Origin of the sequence: Sphingobium sp. AP49 (assembly GCF_000281715.2) — a bacterium.
Taxonomy (GTDB): Bacteria; Pseudomonadota; Alphaproteobacteria; order Sphingomonadales; family Sphingomonadaceae; genus Sphingobium.
Map to the genome: position 1 here is coordinate 2,518,460 of NZ_CP124576.1, position 16,352 is coordinate 2,534,811.

General features: G+C 64.7%; 14 protein-coding genes. 10 read left to right on the forward strand and 4 right to left on the reverse strand.

Going from position 1 to position 16,352, the window contains the following annotated elements; translation table 11 throughout:
• Nucleotide 1: 1 nt before the first annotated feature.
• The 3 genes from PMI04_RS12110 to PMI04_RS12120 all read right to left on the reverse strand — a co-directional run bounded on the left by PMI04_RS12110 (nucleotide 2) and on the right by PMI04_RS12120 (nucleotide 4,557).
• A complete protein-coding gene (locus tag PMI04_RS12110; RefSeq protein ID WP_007707091.1) occupies nucleotides 2-997 on the reverse strand; it encodes an AraC family transcriptional regulator in 996 nt (331 codons plus the stop codon).
• Between the two features lie 86 nt (nucleotides 998-1,083).
• A complete protein-coding gene (locus PMI04_RS12115; protein WP_007707092.1) occupies nucleotides 1,084-2,052 on the reverse strand; it encodes a magnesium and cobalt transport protein CorA in 969 nt (322 codons plus the stop codon).
• 63 nt (nucleotides 2,053-2,115) lie between these two features.
• Nucleotides 2,116-4,557 carry a hypothetical protein gene (locus PMI04_RS12120; protein ID WP_007707095.1) on the reverse strand — a complete coding sequence of 814 codons (2,442 nt, stop codon included), beginning with the start codon at nucleotides 4,555-4,557 and terminating at the stop codon, nucleotides 2,116-2,118.
• 146 nt (nucleotides 4,558-4,703) lie between these two features.
• On the opposite strand from PMI04_RS12120, the gene PMI04_RS12125 reads away from it, so the two are divergent.
• Nucleotides 4,704-5,090 (forward strand): LysR family transcriptional regulator, encoded by a 387-nt coding sequence (locus PMI04_RS12125; RefSeq protein ID WP_007707099.1) that lies wholly within the window; start codon nucleotides 4,704-4,706, stop codon nucleotides 5,088-5,090.
• Nucleotides 5,091-5,134: 44 nt separating this feature from the next.
• Here the strand turns inward: PMI04_RS12125 and PMI04_RS12130 are convergent, their stop codons facing one another.
• On the reverse strand, nucleotides 5,135-5,542 hold the full coding sequence (locus PMI04_RS12130) for a hypothetical protein (RefSeq protein ID WP_007707102.1): 408 nt from the start codon (nucleotides 5,540-5,542) through the stop codon (nucleotides 5,135-5,137).
• Nucleotides 5,543-6,575: 1,033 nt separating this feature from the next.
• On the opposite strand from PMI04_RS12130, the gene PMI04_RS12135 reads away from it, so the two are divergent.
• The 9 genes from PMI04_RS12135 (at nucleotide 6,576) to PMI04_RS12175 (ending at nucleotide 16,351) form a co-directional block, all read left to right on the forward strand.
• Nucleotides 6,576-7,967, forward strand: a complete 1,392-nt coding sequence (locus PMI04_RS12135; protein ID WP_007707105.1) for a sugar transferase — start codon at nucleotides 6,576-6,578, stop codon at nucleotides 7,965-7,967.
• 157 nt (nucleotides 7,968-8,124) lie between these two features.
• Nucleotides 8,125-8,325, forward strand: a complete 201-nt coding sequence (locus PMI04_RS12140) for a hypothetical protein (protein WP_007707108.1) — start codon at nucleotides 8,125-8,127, stop codon at nucleotides 8,323-8,325.
• A 171-nt stretch (nucleotides 8,326-8,496) separates the two neighbouring features.
• Complete coding sequence (locus PMI04_RS12145) at nucleotides 8,497-9,744, forward strand: hypothetical protein (RefSeq protein WP_086014433.1); 1,248 nt, start codon at nucleotides 8,497-8,499, stop codon at nucleotides 9,742-9,744.
• Nucleotides 9,745-9,763: 19 nt separating this feature from the next.
• On the forward strand, nucleotides 9,764-10,603 hold the full coding sequence (locus PMI04_RS12150) for a polysaccharide biosynthesis/export family protein (protein ID WP_007707116.1): 840 nt from the start codon (nucleotides 9,764-9,766) through the stop codon (nucleotides 10,601-10,603).
• Nucleotides 10,604-10,608: 5 nt separating this feature from the next.
• The gene (locus tag PMI04_RS12155) at nucleotides 10,609-12,018 is read left to right on the forward strand and encodes an ATP-binding protein (RefSeq protein ID WP_037485730.1); all 1,410 of its coding nucleotides are present in this window, start codon (nucleotides 10,609-10,611) and stop codon (nucleotides 12,016-12,018) included.
• The gene (locus PMI04_RS12160; RefSeq protein ID WP_007707132.1) at nucleotides 12,015-13,370 is read left to right on the forward strand and encodes a GumC family protein; all 1,356 of its coding nucleotides are present in this window, start codon (nucleotides 12,015-12,017) and stop codon (nucleotides 13,368-13,370) included. The genes PMI04_RS12155 and PMI04_RS12160 overlap by 4 nt, the downstream gene beginning before the upstream one ends.
• Nucleotides 13,367-14,272 carry a hypothetical protein gene (locus tag PMI04_RS12165; protein ID WP_007707135.1) on the forward strand — a complete coding sequence of 302 codons (906 nt, stop codon included), beginning with the start codon at nucleotides 13,367-13,369 and terminating at the stop codon, nucleotides 14,270-14,272. The genes PMI04_RS12160 and PMI04_RS12165 overlap by 4 nt, the downstream gene beginning before the upstream one ends.
• Nucleotides 14,269-15,081 (forward strand): WecB/TagA/CpsF family glycosyltransferase, encoded by an 813-nt coding sequence (locus PMI04_RS12170; RefSeq protein ID WP_007707138.1) that lies wholly within the window; start codon nucleotides 14,269-14,271, stop codon nucleotides 15,079-15,081. Before PMI04_RS12165 ends, PMI04_RS12170 begins: the two co-directional genes overlap by 4 nt.
• A complete protein-coding gene (locus PMI04_RS12175) occupies nucleotides 15,074-16,351 on the forward strand; it encodes a hypothetical protein (protein WP_007707141.1) in 1,278 nt (425 codons plus the stop codon). Before PMI04_RS12170 ends, PMI04_RS12175 begins: the two co-directional genes overlap by 8 nt.
• Nucleotide 16,352 lies beyond the last annotated feature (1 nt).

The following is a 16,352-nucleotide window of genomic DNA, read 5'->3' on the forward strand; positions in this document are numbered from 1 at the left end:
GTCAGGCGGGCGCGTGCAACCGCGCCCGCAACCGCGTCGGCGACGCGCCGAACCAGTGGTTGCAACTGCGCGTCATCACCGACTGCTCTGAAAAGCCCAGCTTCTCGGACACATGGGCGAAGTCCATGTCGGTCTGCTCCAGATAATAGCGTAATATGTCGCGCCGCACCTCGTCCTTGATCTTCTGGAAGCTCGTGCCTTCCGCCGTCAGCCGCCGGTGCAAGGTGCGCGGATGCAGCCCCAGTTCGGCCGCGACCCGATCGTTCGAGCAATGGGCGGTCCACAGCCATTGCATGACGATTCCGCGCACCTGCGCATGCAGCGGCGGATGGCGATGGGGAAACTCCCGCTCGATATAGGCGGTGACGGCCGCGAAGACCGCCGCGTCCCGGTCGATCACCGGGCTCGCCATGTCGCGTTCGGAAAAGCTGATCCCGTCCTCATTCTGGCCGAAATGGACCGGGCATCCGAAATAGCGGCGATAGATGCGCGCCGGCGAAATCGGCTGATGGCGAAAATGCACCCGCCGCGCCCGCGCCCGCCCGCCGGTCAATTCCATCGCGAAGAGATGGCCGACCAACAGGATATGCTCCATCGCCTGCGCCCGGTTGGGCACGCCGTCGAGCAGGATGTCGTGCCCGACGAAGACATGGCGGACCGAGGGAAAGCGGCGCAGCCAGACCGATGCCGCCAGGCTGTGGGCATAATTATGGCTGCACACATAATCGATCGCCGCGCCAAAGGTCGGTGCGTTGCGCATCGCGTCGCCCAGCGGCCCGAACAGGTCGACGCCGCGTTGGCGCAGCGCAAGGCGCATGCCGAAGTCGGGGCAGGCGAGCGCCTGCGCCGCGTCCTCGATCAGCGCGATCGTCTGGCGATAGCTGATCGCCATATCCGTGCTGGCGGGCGCCTGGCCGCCCAGTTCCGCCACCAGTTCCGGCAGGAACCGCAGCATATGGGCATTGATCGCCTCGAACGCATCGCGATCCTCATCCATTGCCTGAACCTCCCATCCGGCCAGCCTGACATCGCCTGTCCGAATAGGTCAAGCGATCGCCGCGGCATTTCGGCGGGGCGATGTGGTCAGAGCCAGTTGAGCTTGCGGAAGCGCCGGTAGAGGATGGAACAGATCAGCAGGATCACGCCCAGCACGACGAAATAGCCATAGCGGGTCTTCAGTTCGGGCATGTGCTCGAAATTCATGCCGTAAATCCCGGCGATCGCGGTCGGCACCGCCAAGATCGCGGCCCAGGCGGCGAGTTGGCGGGTGATCGTGCCGGTGCGCTGCTGCTCCAGCAGATTGCTGAACTCGAAGACGGAATTCAGCACCTCGCGCAGATCGTCGACCATCGTCTGCACCCGCCGCACATGGTCGCGCACATCGCTGAAATAGGGCCGGGTTTCCGGATCGATGCAAGGCAGGTCGATCTTGACGAACTTCGTCGCGACCTCCTGCATCGGCCCCAATATGCGCTGGAAACGGATCAACTGCCGCCGCAGGTTGAAGATGCGGGTGATCTCGTCACGGCCCAGGAAATTGTCGACCGTATGCTGCTCCATCGTCAGCACCTCTTCCTCGATGCCCTCGACGATCGGCAGATAGCCGTCGACAATGAAGTCGAGGATGGCGTGCAACACATAGTCGACGCCATGGGCCAGCCGGTCGGGAACCGCTTCCAGCGCATGGCGCAGCTCGATATGCCCGCGCGCCGAGCCATGGCGGACGCTGATGATATGGCTGTGGCCGATGAAGATGGCGGTCTCGCCATAGGCGATCGTCTCGGCCTCGACATGCGCGGTACGCGCCACGACGAACAACTGTTCGCCATAAATATCGACCTTGGGCAGCTGGTCGGCCTTGATCGCATCCTCGACTGCCAGCGGATGAAGATTATAATTCTGCTGCAGCGTCCGCATTTCCTCGACGGTCGGACTGGCGACGCCGATCCAGACAAATTCCGACTTGTCCTCAGCGCAGTCGATCCGCTCGGTGATCGACACTTCGCGCACGCGCTGGCCGTTGCGATAGAGATAGGCGGCAATGACGGTCATTCGGGCCTCGAAATCATTCTATTTTGCCAAGCTTAACGCGGCCAGCCGCTGGCGGAAAGGCAATCAGGCGGCGGGCGACGGCGCCTGTACCACCAGCATGGCGCCCTGGGCATCGCGCAGGCGGACATAAAGCTTCCCCTCGGTCGGCGCGGGGACGGTCAAAGCCGATCCGGTAAAGCCCTGCGCCACCGGGACGGACTGGTCGAAGGCGGGATTGCCGGCGACGGCATCGACCAGGAACAGGTCGCGGCCCTTGATGGTGCAGCCCTGGTCCTTCTGCGTCTTCGGCGTGCAATCGACCGCCTCGATCCGCGGCAGGCGCGCGAGCGGCATCAGCGGCTGCCAATCCCCCTGTTCGCGGCCCCGCACGATACGGAACTGCAGCGGGCCAAAGGCCGGGTCGAGCGCCGTCGGGTCCAGCGTCGCCACCACCACCTGCGGACTTTGTAGTTGCAGGCCAGAGCCGGCCGCCAACCTGACGCTGGCGCCACCATCCTGCGTTGCGACCTCGATCACATCGGTCATGGCCAATTTGGTGCCATCCTGCGCCTGTACCGAAAAGACGAGCCGGCCATTATTGGGCAGCACATCCGTTCCGCCCAGCGTCACCGGCAGGCCCGTTGCCGCACCCGGCGTGACACTCTTGTTCAGCAGCGTTACGCGCGGACGCGCCGGTGCGATCGTGACCGGCACCGATACGGTACGGCCATCGTCCAGCTGTACGCGAGCGCCGGCGCCTTCGGCCGGGGCCGTCCCGTCGCCCGCAGCCGTCAGGCGCAGCCGATCGACCGAGCCGTCGCGGGTCAGCCCGTCGGGCTTCCAGCTACGGCCGCCAAGGTCGACACTGGCCACCTGATCGAGCCGCTGGCCAGTCAATTCGCCCCAGGCATCGCCCTGATGCACGGTCAGCCCGTCCAGCTTGCTGGCCTGGGCATAGGCGCGCAGAGGCAGAGGAAAGGACTTGGCCACGCCCTGATATTTGACATCGATGGTGAGAGGGCCGGCACGCCTTTCGCCAAGCGGCAGGGTCAGGTCCAGCGCATCGCGCCCCTGCACCTTCCAGCCGATCGCCTGAGGTGCGGCGTTCCCCTGGCGCAGGGTGACACTTTCAACGCAGGCCGGTGCCGCCCCGGTCAAGGTCAGGCCATTGTCGCGCCCGACCACCAGAGTCGGTGCCTCGCCCTTCACTTGCCATGCCGTGTCATCTGGCCGCTGCAGGGTATAATCAGGCCCCTCAAACCGATCAAAGCCCCATTGCCCATAGACATGGGCGTCGATCGATCCCGTGAAATCGGCTGGCCATGGTCCGTCGGCCCGGATCACATAGCCGCCCCGATCGGCCCGCGCCTCCAGCGGATATTCGATCGTCTGGCCCGACGCGGCCTTCAACTGCACCATCATGCCGCGCGCATAGCTGGTCGAATAGATCAGCGGCGCGCCCTCGACCGGCAGGACCATTCCCGGCAGCGCCGCGCAAATCGGCCCCTGTGCGCCGCTGCGCAGACGCGGCGGGCTGTCCGCCTCGATCGAGGGCATGCTGACCACCATCACCGACTTGGGCTTGGCGAAGGACGGCGCCTTGTTCAGCATCAGTCCGATATTATCATCGCGGCGCAGGCTGACGGTCGGCAGATATTCAAAACTGGGGCTGCTGAAGGCACCGAACATCCGGGCCAGGTCACGCACCACGCCGATATAGGGGCTATAATAACCATAGCCCGCTTCCCGGGTGGCGGCGAGCTGCAGCGCCAGGTCGGTCGGTGCGCCAATCAGCGTCTCGGCAATGGAGCTGCTATGGACATCGGCAAGGACCAGTTGATCCTTATTTTCGAGCAGGCAGGCCGCCTGCAGCTCGATCACCTTGGACAGGCAGTCCTCGTTGAGCTTCATCGACAGGCTGCGCGCCAGCGCCGGGGCGACGCTGCGCAGAAATTCGGGGTGGGTATTTTCCTGCGTCCGGATCGCCGTCATGAAGGCGTCGAGCCGCGACCGGTCGAGCGAGGCCTGGTTGAGCTCCTGCGTGGCCCGCACGAATTCCCCCGGCTTGCCGCGCACCGCATCACTGACCGTGCCCTCGCCGCCCCCCGTTTCCGGCACCAGGAACAGCACCATCTGCCGTGCACCTTCGGGCACGGTCAGGCTCAATTGCCGATCCTTGTCCTTCTTCTTCCAGGTCTCGGCACTATCGATCCAGTCCTTGGGCGGCGGATTGGTCGCGCCGCGCAGGAAGGCCGACATCAGCACGAGATTGGCGCCCTGATCCCTGGGGAGGTCGGCCACGATCACCAGCTTGTCGCCGGCCATCAGGCTCGGCACCTGGCTGATCGGCAAGCTGGTCACGCCGCGGGTCACGCTGACCCGCAGCCCTGGTCCCGCCAACTCAAATGGCGCTGGCTCAGCAGCCAGTCCCGGGGCCAGCAACGCGCTTGCCAAGGCCGCTCCGATCGTCAGGCCGATCGGTTTGCGCAGACACGCCATCGGGCGCAGGGCGGAAGGATGGGGCATGTCTCTCGATCCGATATCTATGTTTTTCAGCGACCTGCCGACGCTGTCCCACAGGAATTCGGCAATTCCAAGGCGACAAATGCCAGTCACTCGCTGAACCTGCGGCAACGGGCTAAGAGGAAGCGTCCTACAGAACAGGCAGACGCATGCAGACCGGAACGCTCAAGCTGAAGATCCAGATCCTTTGCGGGGAGGAGATCGCCATGGGGCCTGGCAAGGCCGACCTTCTCGATGCCATCGCCGCTCATGGATCGATATCCGCCGCGGGACGCATGCTGGGCATGAGTTACCGGCGGACATGGTTGCTGGTCGATGCCATGAACCGCTGCTGGCGCGATCGACTGGTCGAAACGGTTGCGGGCGGCGGACGCGATCGCGGAGCGCGGATAAGCGAAACGGGGCAACGGGTACTGACCGCCTATCGCACGCTCGAACAGGTCGCGATGACGGCGACCGCCGGTCAGGCACAGGAAGCGCTTGATGCGCTGCTATGCCCGGCGCCGCGTGCGTCCAGCACGAACGACCCGTCATAATTTCCGGCCACAGGCCGTCAGCAACGGCGCCATGCGCCCGACTGTCACGATATGCGCGTCACCAGCAACGTCACATCAGGATCGCCATTGGCGGCGACCTGCAACAGATAATCGCCCGCTTCCAGGGTGAAGTCGACCATCTTGCGGATACCGGTACAATCGGGGCCGTGACCATGGGCTGTCGAGGCCTTCGCCACCCCGTCCTTTATCACATCGATCCAGGCCCCGCTGCCCAGCGCCACGCGCCATGTGCCCGGCTGATCGACGCGGAACCGCACGATACCACCATAGCTGACGCTGCCACCCGGCTTATTCGGACGCAGCGGATAGGCGACCTTGGGCGTGGGCAGCAGCGCCAGGGTCACCGCCTGACCAGCCGCCAGCGCGCGCCGCGCCGCGGCCTTTGAATCTCCTGCGGCCTCCATCTTCTGCGGCGCGGCCCAGGATGCCATGTCTGCAGGTGGCGATGCCTTGATGGCACAGGCCGGCTGTGCCGCCGGCTGCGCATGAGCGACCGCTGACGGTAGGAGGGCTGACGAAACAAGGGCAGAGCCCATGAAAAGCAGGGCAATGAAGCGCTGACGCACGGGGACATCCTCCACAAGGAAAAACTATATCTCACGGGATATAGAGGCTTGAGCGACGGAGAACAGGGAATTTTGATGCGTGATTGCCCTTGGCGGATGCGCCCGCAGCGCCTGTATGAATGGCAGCCTCGGCGCGATCTTGCGCGATGGATCCCATCGCCTTCTCGATCTGCGATCGTAACAGGCGCGCCGATTATTGCGCTGCAATCAACGACCGCACAAATCCAATGCCTGATCGGACAACTCTACGGCTGCGCTATTTCCCGTCCCGTCCCAATATCTGGCAATCAGGCGACGAGGCGGCTGTTTATCTTTGCATGATCCCGCGCTATCCTGCTTTGCGGTCGCAGTTCTCGCATCGCATCGGGGTAGATGATGGCCGACCTGTTTCCACCGCCACAGGATCGAAAAATCGGGTCGGGGGATGCACCGCTGGCACCGCGCCGAGACCCAAACACAAGCGATTCGGTAGAAGATTCTGGCCTTCTGGGCCGCCTGCCCTTTCCTCATGACCAAGCGGAAGCGGCGATCCGTTGGCTGTCGCGCTATGCCGGCCCTGTCGCGCTGGTCGCCGGACTTGTCGCGATCGGGTGGTTGTTCTGGCGCTGAGTCCTTTGATTCGAGCCACGATCATCACCGGCTGAACGGAGCGGTGAAGGGGCCGCCGCAATCGGCCGGTGCGATGGAACGAACAAGCTGTGCGACGAAAAAGGACCGCGCAACGGATCGTCGGAAATGCGCGTCCGGATATCCCTCCCCTGATTGTCACTGACCAGCAATTATGTCCTGCTGCTCTGCAACATAAATCAAAGGCAGCGGATGTCCTGGGGAACCATCGTCTTCGTCATACGGGCGGACGGCGAGCCAGGGACGTCACGACGCAAAAAAAGGGTTGCCGATGTCGAAAATTGATCTGGCGATTGAAGGAACCCCCAGTCGCCAGCCCGCTACTCCCGCCTTCCAGCGGAATGCGCGGCTGTGGCTTTGCCTGGTTCTGCTGCTCGCCGACATGATCGCACTTGCTGCGGGCTTCGGGATCGGCTTGCGTGCCGCGGGCGTCCCGATCGTGTCGATGGAATTCTGGCAGCCCCTCAGCGGGGGCATATTGGTCTATGCGACCATCGCCTTCCACAACCAGGCCTATAATCCGCGCTGCCTCACGGGCATGGCGATGTCATGCCGCAGTGCGGGAATGGCCTTTGCCGGCACATTGCTGATCTTTCTGCTGGTCGTCTTTTCCCTGAAGGCGACGGGCAACCTGTCGCGCTTCGGCATCAGCGCCGGCCTGCTCTGCAGCGGCATGTTGCTGGTGGTCCAGCGCGTCCTGATCGTTCGTGCCGTGCGGCGCAATTTCGCCGAGGGACTGTTCGCCCATTTGCTGATCGTGGACGAAGCGACGATCCCGGCCGATGTCAGTGGCATGGTGATTGTCGATGCCCAGGCGACCGGGCTGCGTGCCGACCTTGATGATCCCTATATGCTGCATCGGCTGGGGATGCTGCTGCGCGATTTCGACCGCGTCGTGATCTCCTGCCCGCTCGACCGCAAGGCGGATTGGGCACAAATGCTCAAGGGCGGGAATATCCTGGGCGAGATCATCGTACCCGAACTCGATCCCATGGCTCCGCTGGCGGTGCAGAGCTGTCGTGGCCAATCCACGCTGGTGGTCGCACGTGGCCCGCTCAACCTTGCCAACCGCGCGAAGAAGCGGTTGCTCGACATTCTCCTCACCGTGCCCGTGCTGATTGCGCTGGCGCCGCTGATGATCGCGATCGCGATCGCCATCCGCCTTGACTCGCCTGGCCCCATCTTCTTCCGCCAGGAACGGATCGGCCGCGGAAACCGGCTGTTCCATATCCTCAAATTCCGCAGCATGCGGGTCGAGCAATGCGATTCCGCCGGGGCCGCATCGACCCGCCGGGACGATGACCGCATCACCCGGGTCGGTCGCTTCATTCGCAGCACCAGCATCGATGAACTGCCGCAGCTCATCAATGTCCTTCTGGGCGAAATGAGCCTGGTCGGCCCGCGCCCCCATGCCCTCGGGTCGACGGCAGAGGACCAGCTGTTCTGGCAGGTCGACCGGCAATATTGGCATCGCCATGCGCTCAAGCCGGGCATCACCGGCCTAGCCCAGATCCGCGGTTTCCGCGGCGCCACCGAAACCCGCCGGGACATTCTGAACCGGGTGGAGGCAGATCTGGAATATCTGCACGGCTGGAGCCTGATGCGCGACATCGGCATCCTGATCGGTACGGTCAACGTATTGGTTCACCGCAACGCATATTGACCTTCGCGCCACGCGCTTCACCTCGATTGAGGATTTCCTGCACCATAACGGCCCATTTGCGACGAAACGAGCGGAAGTGGCCGTGCTTGGAAACTATTTGTGAACCCTAAAATCGGATATTAACGCCCGTTCATAAATCAGCGCAGGACTTACGGGCGTGGCAGACGATTTTGCGGCGGTTGCCGTTGTTAAAACTTCCTTTTCCGACGCGACCGGCATGGTCGGCGAATTGTCCGAATCGGCTCGTCCCCGTTCCCTCGCGGAACGCGCGGAGGGGCCGATTCACGTCGTTTCGCGCTGGTCCGGCATCCTTGCCTTTTGCGCTGCGGTGTTCGCGATCGCCTATCTGATCATCTGATCGGGGCAAGTTTCCTTGCCCTCAGATTAACAGCCATGATTGGCCGTTAATCGCTTCTTTCATCGATGAAACGAGCCGTTGTTTTGGCGCGACAAGTCGCGTCCGCCCCCGTGTGCATTATGTAGAAATACCTTTAGCATGCCCCTTGTTGCTGCAATGCAATAAGGATTCATGCGTTTGGATATTGCCCTTACCCCGTGTTTGCGGGCGCGCCGCTGTGCGCCCGCAGCAAATGATTTTTCCTGGCCGCATGCTGCGGTCCTCGCTGCCCTGGGCGGCGCGATCCTCGTCTCGGGCGCGGCATCGACGGCGCATGCTCAGGATGACGACAAGCGTGTAGATACGCTCGGCCTGCATCTGACGGCGGGGCTCGATCTCCTCTATGATGACAATGTCTATCGGGTCGACGACCGGGTCGATGATCCGACCGCCGACCTGATCGTCACGCCCTCGATCGAGGCTACCTATGCCCATCCTATCGGCCGCCACGACATCCAGTTGCGGGCGAAGGCAGGCTATGACCAGTTCGTCTCCGAAACCCAGCGCAGCAAGTTGCGGCTCGACACCGAGGCAAAGGCGGTCATCCGCTTCGGCGCCACCTGTTCGGTAACGCCCCGCGCGGCCTATCGCCAACAGCGCGCCGATTATGGCGACATCAATGCCGCGACCGAAAATCTGCAGCGCTTCTCGACGCTTGGGGCAGATCTGTCGTGCGAACGACCGGGCTTTTTCCCGGTCGCCGGCTATCAGCATGACACCACGCGCAACGACAATGACTTCGACTATGCCGATCAGGACAGCGACAGTTTCAAGGTCGGCCTGGGCTATAACAAGCCCAGCCTCGGTACGCTCACAACCTATTATGAGCGGACGGTCAGCGACCGTTTCACCCTGGGCATCAAGAACCGGATCAACGCCTATGGTCTGCGCTTTCAGCGATCGGTCTCCCCCCTCACCCAGATCGATGCCGACCTGCAATGGCTAGACGTGAGCAGCGATTCCGCAGCGGTCGGCGATTATAACGGCCCGGGGTGGAATGTCCGCCTGTCCACCAGCGCGATCCCCAGGCTCAAGCTGACCGCCAGCACTTCGCGCGATATCGTCAATGACAGTCTGATCGCCAGCGGCTTCGCGATCCGGTCCGACTATCGGATCGAGGGCGAGTTCGCCATCAGCGAACTGACCTCGGCCGGCCTCTATGCCGACTGGGAACGTCGCAAGTTCCGGCAGGACGCGGCCTTGCGCGACTATTCGATCACCGCCGACCGCAACCGCCGCTTTGGCGCGACGCTCAAGCGCAAGCTGACCGATCGCTTCGATCTGACGCTCGATGCGCAACATTATGTCCGCCGCACCGACACCGACATCTCCGACTATAGCGGCACCCAGGTGACGCTATCCGCCCTTCTTCGCTTTTGATTCAAAGGGAGCTTGCACCGTGAGAACAGAACCACGCTTCCATCATATAGTCCTGTTGCCGCTGCTGGCGATGCCAGCCATGCTGAGCGCGCAAACGGCGACTGGTCCTACCCCGGCCGGGACGGCTGCCGCCGCCGTGGCCGCCACGCCGACGCGCGCGTCGGTCGCGCCCGGCTATTTGCTAGGCCCCGATGACCGGGTGAAGATTTCGATCTTCGGTCAGCCCGATCTTTCGACGGAAACCCGGATCACGGCGGACGGCACCGTCCTGCTCGCCCTGATCGGCCCCATTCCCGCCCGCGGCAAGACGACCACCCAGTTGGCGCAGGATATCGCCGCTGGCTATGCCGGCGGCGGCTATCTGACCAAACCGTCGGTCAGCGTCGAAGTGAGCGATTTTGTCAGCCGCTCCGTCACGGTGCTCGGCAATGTGCCGCAAGCCGGCAATTATCCGCTCGACCGTAACTATACCGTCGCCTCGATGCTGGCCAAGGCCGGTGGATCGACCACCGCCGGCGCCAATGCCGTCATCCTGACCCCGGCCGACGGCAGCGGCCCCGTCCGGATTTCGCTGGCCGATATGAGCGCGGGCGCAGGCCGGCCCCTGCAATCGGGCGACATTCTGTTCGTGCCCCCGGCCGAGAAGGTCTATGTCTATGGCCAGGTACAGCAGCCCGGCGCCTTTTCTTATGCGCCTGGCCAGACCTTCCGCCAGGCGCTGGCCCTGGCCGGCGGTCCGACCCTCGCCGGATCGACCCGCAAGATCAAGGTGAAGCGTGCCGGCAAGGAGGTCGAGGCCAATCTCGACGATCCGGTCCAGCCTGAAGACGTCCTCATCATCCGGGAGAAGCTGTTTTGACCGCGATGGACCATGATTTCGCCGCCCCCCGGCCGATCGGTGCGATGGATTGGCTCTGGTCGCTGCCACGCCGTCTGGCTGGCAGCGGCGCGCGACAGCAGCGGGTCATTCCCGAATGTGCCCCGCTGCTGCTGGAGGAACCGGTGGCGCCATCCTTCCACGCCGCCCCCGGCACCACTGAAATGGAGGCGCCGCGTCCATTGGCGATGGGGGCCATGGCGGCACCGATCCGTCCGATCAGCCTGCGTCGGGATTCCATCTACAACGCTTTCAGCACGGCGATGCCGGTCACCGATCGTCACGGCCTGACCGGCCGCAACAGCGAACTGGAAAAGCTGGTCGAAGCGATCGTCGTGCAACGCAAGCATGCCATCATCTTCGGCACCCGCGGGTCGGGCAAGACCTCGCTGGCGCGCGTATTCGGTGACCTTGCAGACGAGGCCGGTTGCGTCGCCCTATATGGATCGGCCAGCGGCGAGGCCGATTTCGATGCGCTGTTCCGGCCGTTCCTCACCGAATTGCCGATGAGCGGCACCGGCCAGGAACGGGCGCGCAAGCTTGCCGAAGGGCGGCTTGATGTTGCCGGCCTCGCCTCCCTCCTGGTCGAAGAGGTGCGCCAGCGGTCCATCCTGATCCTCGACGAATATGATCGCGTACGGTCGGAAACGGCCAAGCAGGATGTCGCCACGCTGCTCAAGCTGCTGACGGACATTCATTCGCCGGTCCAGGTCGTGCTGGTCGGCATCGCCGGCGACGTCGACGGGCTGATCGCCGCCCACCCCTCGCTGCGTCGCCATATCGCGCCACAACGGGTCAGCCCCATTCCTCGCCCCGAACTCGAACGACTGCTGGCCAGTTGCGCCGACAAGGCGGGATTGTCGGTGGCGGCCGACGGGGTGGAGGCGCTGGCGGGCGCCGCAATGGGCTCTCCCTATCATGCCCGGCTGTTCGGGATGCAGGCCGCGCTGGTCGCCGAAGCGGCGGGCCGCGACCGGGTGACGTCCGCCGATGTCGATCAGGGGCTGGCTTCCGCGCTGGAGGACTGGGCGGAAATGAGCGGGGCCAGCCATGCGCTCTTCACCCGTGCCCTGCGGGAAACCGGATCGGGCCGGCGGATGATTGCCCTGGCCGGCGTTGTCGCATCCCAGATGTCGGCCATTTCACTCGACCGGCTGCTGCGCGTCGCGGGTGAAATATTGGGCGAGCATCCCGCCATGGAGGCGGAAGCAACCGAGGCGCTCGCCCGGCTGCAACCCGCGCTGGTGCCGACGCCCGGCGGCGAGCTGTGGATGTTTGAAGATACGCTGGCGCCGCAATTCCTGCTGCTGATGGCCAAACAGCCCGCGCCCAGGGCCGCTGTCGCCACGCCTGCCGAAGAAATGCGCGCCATGCTGCGAGGAGTGGACGGACTATGACGATGAACCCCCTGGACCTCGCCGCCGCCGTCAAGGCGCGCTGGCGCACGGCCGCGATGATCGGCGGCGGGCTGTTCCTTTTGATTGCGATTGTCGCCTTCATTCAGCCCCGCCAATATCTCGCGACCTCCTCGCTCATGCTGGACCTGTCGCAGACCGACCCGACCGCCACGACACCCGATCAGACCCGGGTGGATGTGGACAGCATCATCGGCACACAGACCGACATCATCCGCAGCGCCAAGGTCGTCAACGCGATCGCCCGCGAAGCCGGTTTCGTCGACGCCCTGCCCAAGGATATGCCGGAAGATGCCCGGTTGCAGACCGCGGCCGCCCGCGTCCGCGCCGGCCTGCTGATCAACACCGGACGGCAGAGCAATGTGCTGCAGCTGCAGTTCCTCGATCCCGATCCGGCCGTCGCGGCCCGCGTCGCCAACCTTGCCGCGCAGATCTACATGCGCGAACAGGTGGAGCTGCGCGCCTCGCCCGCGCGCACCTCGGCCAAATGGTTCAACGAACAGACCGCCGACGTGCGTCGGCGCTACGAAATCGCGCAGAAGCGCCTGTCCGACTTCCAGCGCGCCCATGATATCATCGGCATCAATCGCATGGATCTTGAAGCCGAGAAGCTCAAGAACATGTCCTATCAGCTGACCCAGGCCCAGGCGGAGGCCGCCGCTGCGCGGTCCAAGGCAGGTGCCGGCTCGGTATCCGATATCGAAGGATCGCTGATCGTCCAGAATTTGCAGGAACAGGTCGCGACCCAGGCTGCGCGCGTCCAGGAACTGGGCAAGACCCTTGGTCCCAATCATCCCTCGATGGCAGCCGCCAGCGCCCAACTTTCCGAACTACAGTCGAAACTTGCCGCTGCCCGTGGCAGCCAGGCCGGCGCGGTCGCGGCCAACAGCGTCGCCGCCAGCCGGCGCGAAGGCGACCTCAAGTCCAACATGGCATCGCAGGAAGACCGGATGATCCGCATGTCGGACGTGCAGGACCAACTGATGGTCATGCAGCGCGACGTCGATGCCGCGCGCCAGACCTATGATACGGTCCGCCAGCGCTTCAACGAGGCCGCACTCAAGAGCCAGATATCCCAGCCCAACGCCAGCCTGCTGGACGAGGCGTCGGTGCCGCTGCTGCCGGCCAAGCCCAATCTGCTGCTCTGGCTTGTGGGCGGGATCGCCCTTGGCCTGGTCGGGGGAATCGCGGCGGTCGTCGTCGCGGAAATCGCCCGTCCCCGCGTTCGCTCCGCCGCCGGCGTGACCCGCGCGACCGAGGTTGATGTCATCACCGAGTTGATGCCGGCGCCCACGCGCACCGGCTTGTTCTTCAAGCGACAGGAGGCCGCATGAGACTGCGTTCCACGGCTAGCGCCCACCCCCATCTGACCGCCAACCCGTCCGCTGGTCTCAAGCCGCGTGGTCGCGAGGCAAAGGACTTCGCCCGCCTGGCGGTCGACCATGGCTTCCTTGCCGAGGCCGATATCGCCCGGATCGAGGCCCATGGCCATGCCGCCGGCCTGTCCTTCCAGCAGGCGGCGACCGACCTTGGCCTGCTCGATCCGGAAACCACCGGCCTGATCATCGCGATGCAGGGCGGCTTCCCGCTGCTGGCGGCCGGGGACCAGCGTGTCGACCCGCTGGTGGTGGCCGCCTTCGATCCTGCCCATGCCTATGCCGCGAAGATACGGGCGGTGCGCGCCAAGATGCGCGCCGTCGCCAAGGATGCGGACGCATCGGCGCTGCGGCTTGCCATCCTGTCGATTGACGCCGGTGACGAGGCCGCCATCCTCGCCGCCAACCTGGCCGTGGTCATGGCGCAGATGGACGGGCAGACCATGGTCATCGACGTCGATATCGACCGGCCCTCGCTCGATCGCCTGTTCCGCATCGCCAACAAGGCCGGCCTGGCCGAACAACTGCTCGGCAGCGCGGCCCTGCTGCCGGCCGCGCGTACGGCAGTGGATGGGCTGTGGCTGATGACGGCGGGCCGCGCGTCAGGCAGCGCGTCGAGCCTGATTGCCAAGGGACCGCTGGCGGAAACCGCCGGTGGCTGGGGCCTGCACGACACGTCGATGCTTTTCTATCTGGCGCAGCGCCGGGGTGAACAAACGCCATTCGGCAGCATTCTGGCGGGGTTCGATGCCGTCACCATCGTCGCCCGACGGGGCGAGACCGCGATCGCCGACATGCGTCGGGTGATCGACGATCTGGATCGCCATGGCGTCGCCATCGCGGGCACGGTGATCGCATGAGCCTGGAGCAGGCCATCCCCCATCAGCCCCCGCGCGCGCCCATCGATCGACCGGACCATGCCGAGATTGCCCATGTCGGCGGCATCCCGGTGTCGACCTATTCGCTGCGCGCGCTGATCGACCGGATGCTGGCCGAGGCACCGCTGCGGCGCATGCTCGATCAGCCCCCCCTGCTGGTATTTGATTGCAACGGTCAGGGCCTGTCGATGAACGCGACAGACCCTGCATTTCGGGCCGATCTGGCAGCGGCAGATTTGATCCATGCCGATGGCCAGATCGTCGTCGCCGCATCGCGCTGGTTCCGCCAGCCGCCGATCGCCGACCGATCGAGTACGACGGATATGTTCATCGACAGTCTGGCCCCCGCAGCCAAGGCCGGGACCAGCTATTATCTGCTGGGCGGCGAAGAGGCGGTGAATGCGGCCTGCGCCCGCAAATGCACCGACATGGCGCCCGGCATCCAGATTGCCGGCCGTCGCAACGGCTTCTGGCGACCGGAGGAAGAAGATGTGGTGATCGACGCGATCAACGCGGCCGCGCCCGATGTCCTGTGGGTCGGTACCGGCAAACCACGCGAGCAGGCCTTCTGCGTGCGCAACCGCGATCGCATCAAGGCCGGGTGGATCGTCACCTGCGGCGGCCTGTTCAACTATATCACCGGGGATTATCCGCGCGCGCCGATGTGGATGCAGCGATCGGGCCTGGAATGGCTCCACCGCATGGCAACGCGCCCCCGGGAACTGGCCTGGCGCTACATCACCACCAATCCTCATGCACTCTGGCTGATCTGGAAGCATCGCCATGGCTGAGGCGCCGGCGGCCAATGGTCGCACCCAGCGTCTGGGCACAATATTTGGCCGCTTTGGCCTCGCCAGTTTTTCCTCGGCGATCGTCTCGGTCAGCCATTTGCTGGTGCAGCTTTTCTCGATCCATCATCTGGGTGCCGCCGGGATCGGCACCCTCGCCTTCCTGCTGGTCATCATCCAGTTCGGCTACAGCCTGTCCAACGCGCTGGTGTCGACCCCCTATACCATCCTCGTCAATCAGGATGAGGAAGTCGACCGCACGGCGCACGGCTTCTTCTTCCCGGTGAACCTGCTGCTGTCCGCCAGCCAGGGCCTGGTCTGCGCCGTCATCGCCTGGGCCACTGCCTCGCCGCAGGCAGCGCTGGTGTTCGGCCTCGCCGGCACCCTGTCGCTGGTCCGCTGGTTCGGCCGCTCCAACGCCTATGCCCATCATGCGCCGATGCAGGCGGCCCGGTCGGACATTGCCTATGCCGCCACCATCCTGATTGGCCTCCTGATCGCGATGCGGACCGGCGCGGATCTGGCCGGCATCGGCCTGATCCTGGTCGGCGCCAGCCTGGCCGGCCTGCTCCCCTTTGGCAGCCCCTATCTGCGCCGCCATTTCGCGATGGGGCCGGTATCCGCGTTGCGCGCCTACCGGCCGGTCTGGCGCGACCAGTCGGCCTGGACCTTGGTCGGCGTCCTTTCGACCGAAGCGACGTCCAACGCGCACAGCTATGCCGTCACCCTGCTTGCCGGCCCGACCGCCTTCGCCCCGATCGCGGTCGGCATGCTCTTCTTCCGCCCGGTCAATGTCTGCATCACCGCCCTCACCCAACTGGAGCGACCACGGATGACCCGCGCCGTCGCGCGCGGCGATCATGGCGCGGCGATCCAGTCGGAACGCATCTTCATGGGGGCGCTGCTCTTCCTGTGGCTGGCGACCTGCGGTGTGGCGGCGATCGCGCTCTATTTCTTCCCCGGCCTCATCCTCAAGCCCACGCTCGACCATCACCTGGTCATCACCGCCGTCGCCTTGTGCGCCATGCTGTCGCTGGTCCAGTGCATCCAGACCCCGATGAGCGTCATGACCCAGGCTCGCCGCGCCTTCCGCCCGCTCGCGGCGCAAAGCCTGCGCAGTTGCGGTGTCGGCATTGGCGCGGTGACGCTGCTGACGCTGACGGTCGCGCCGGTCTTTTCGATCGCGGGCGTGGTCGTGTCCCAACTGGTGATGATGCTGGGCATCTGGCAGCTCGACCGGCGCTGGCGCCGGCAGCAGCGGATGGAGGGCTGAC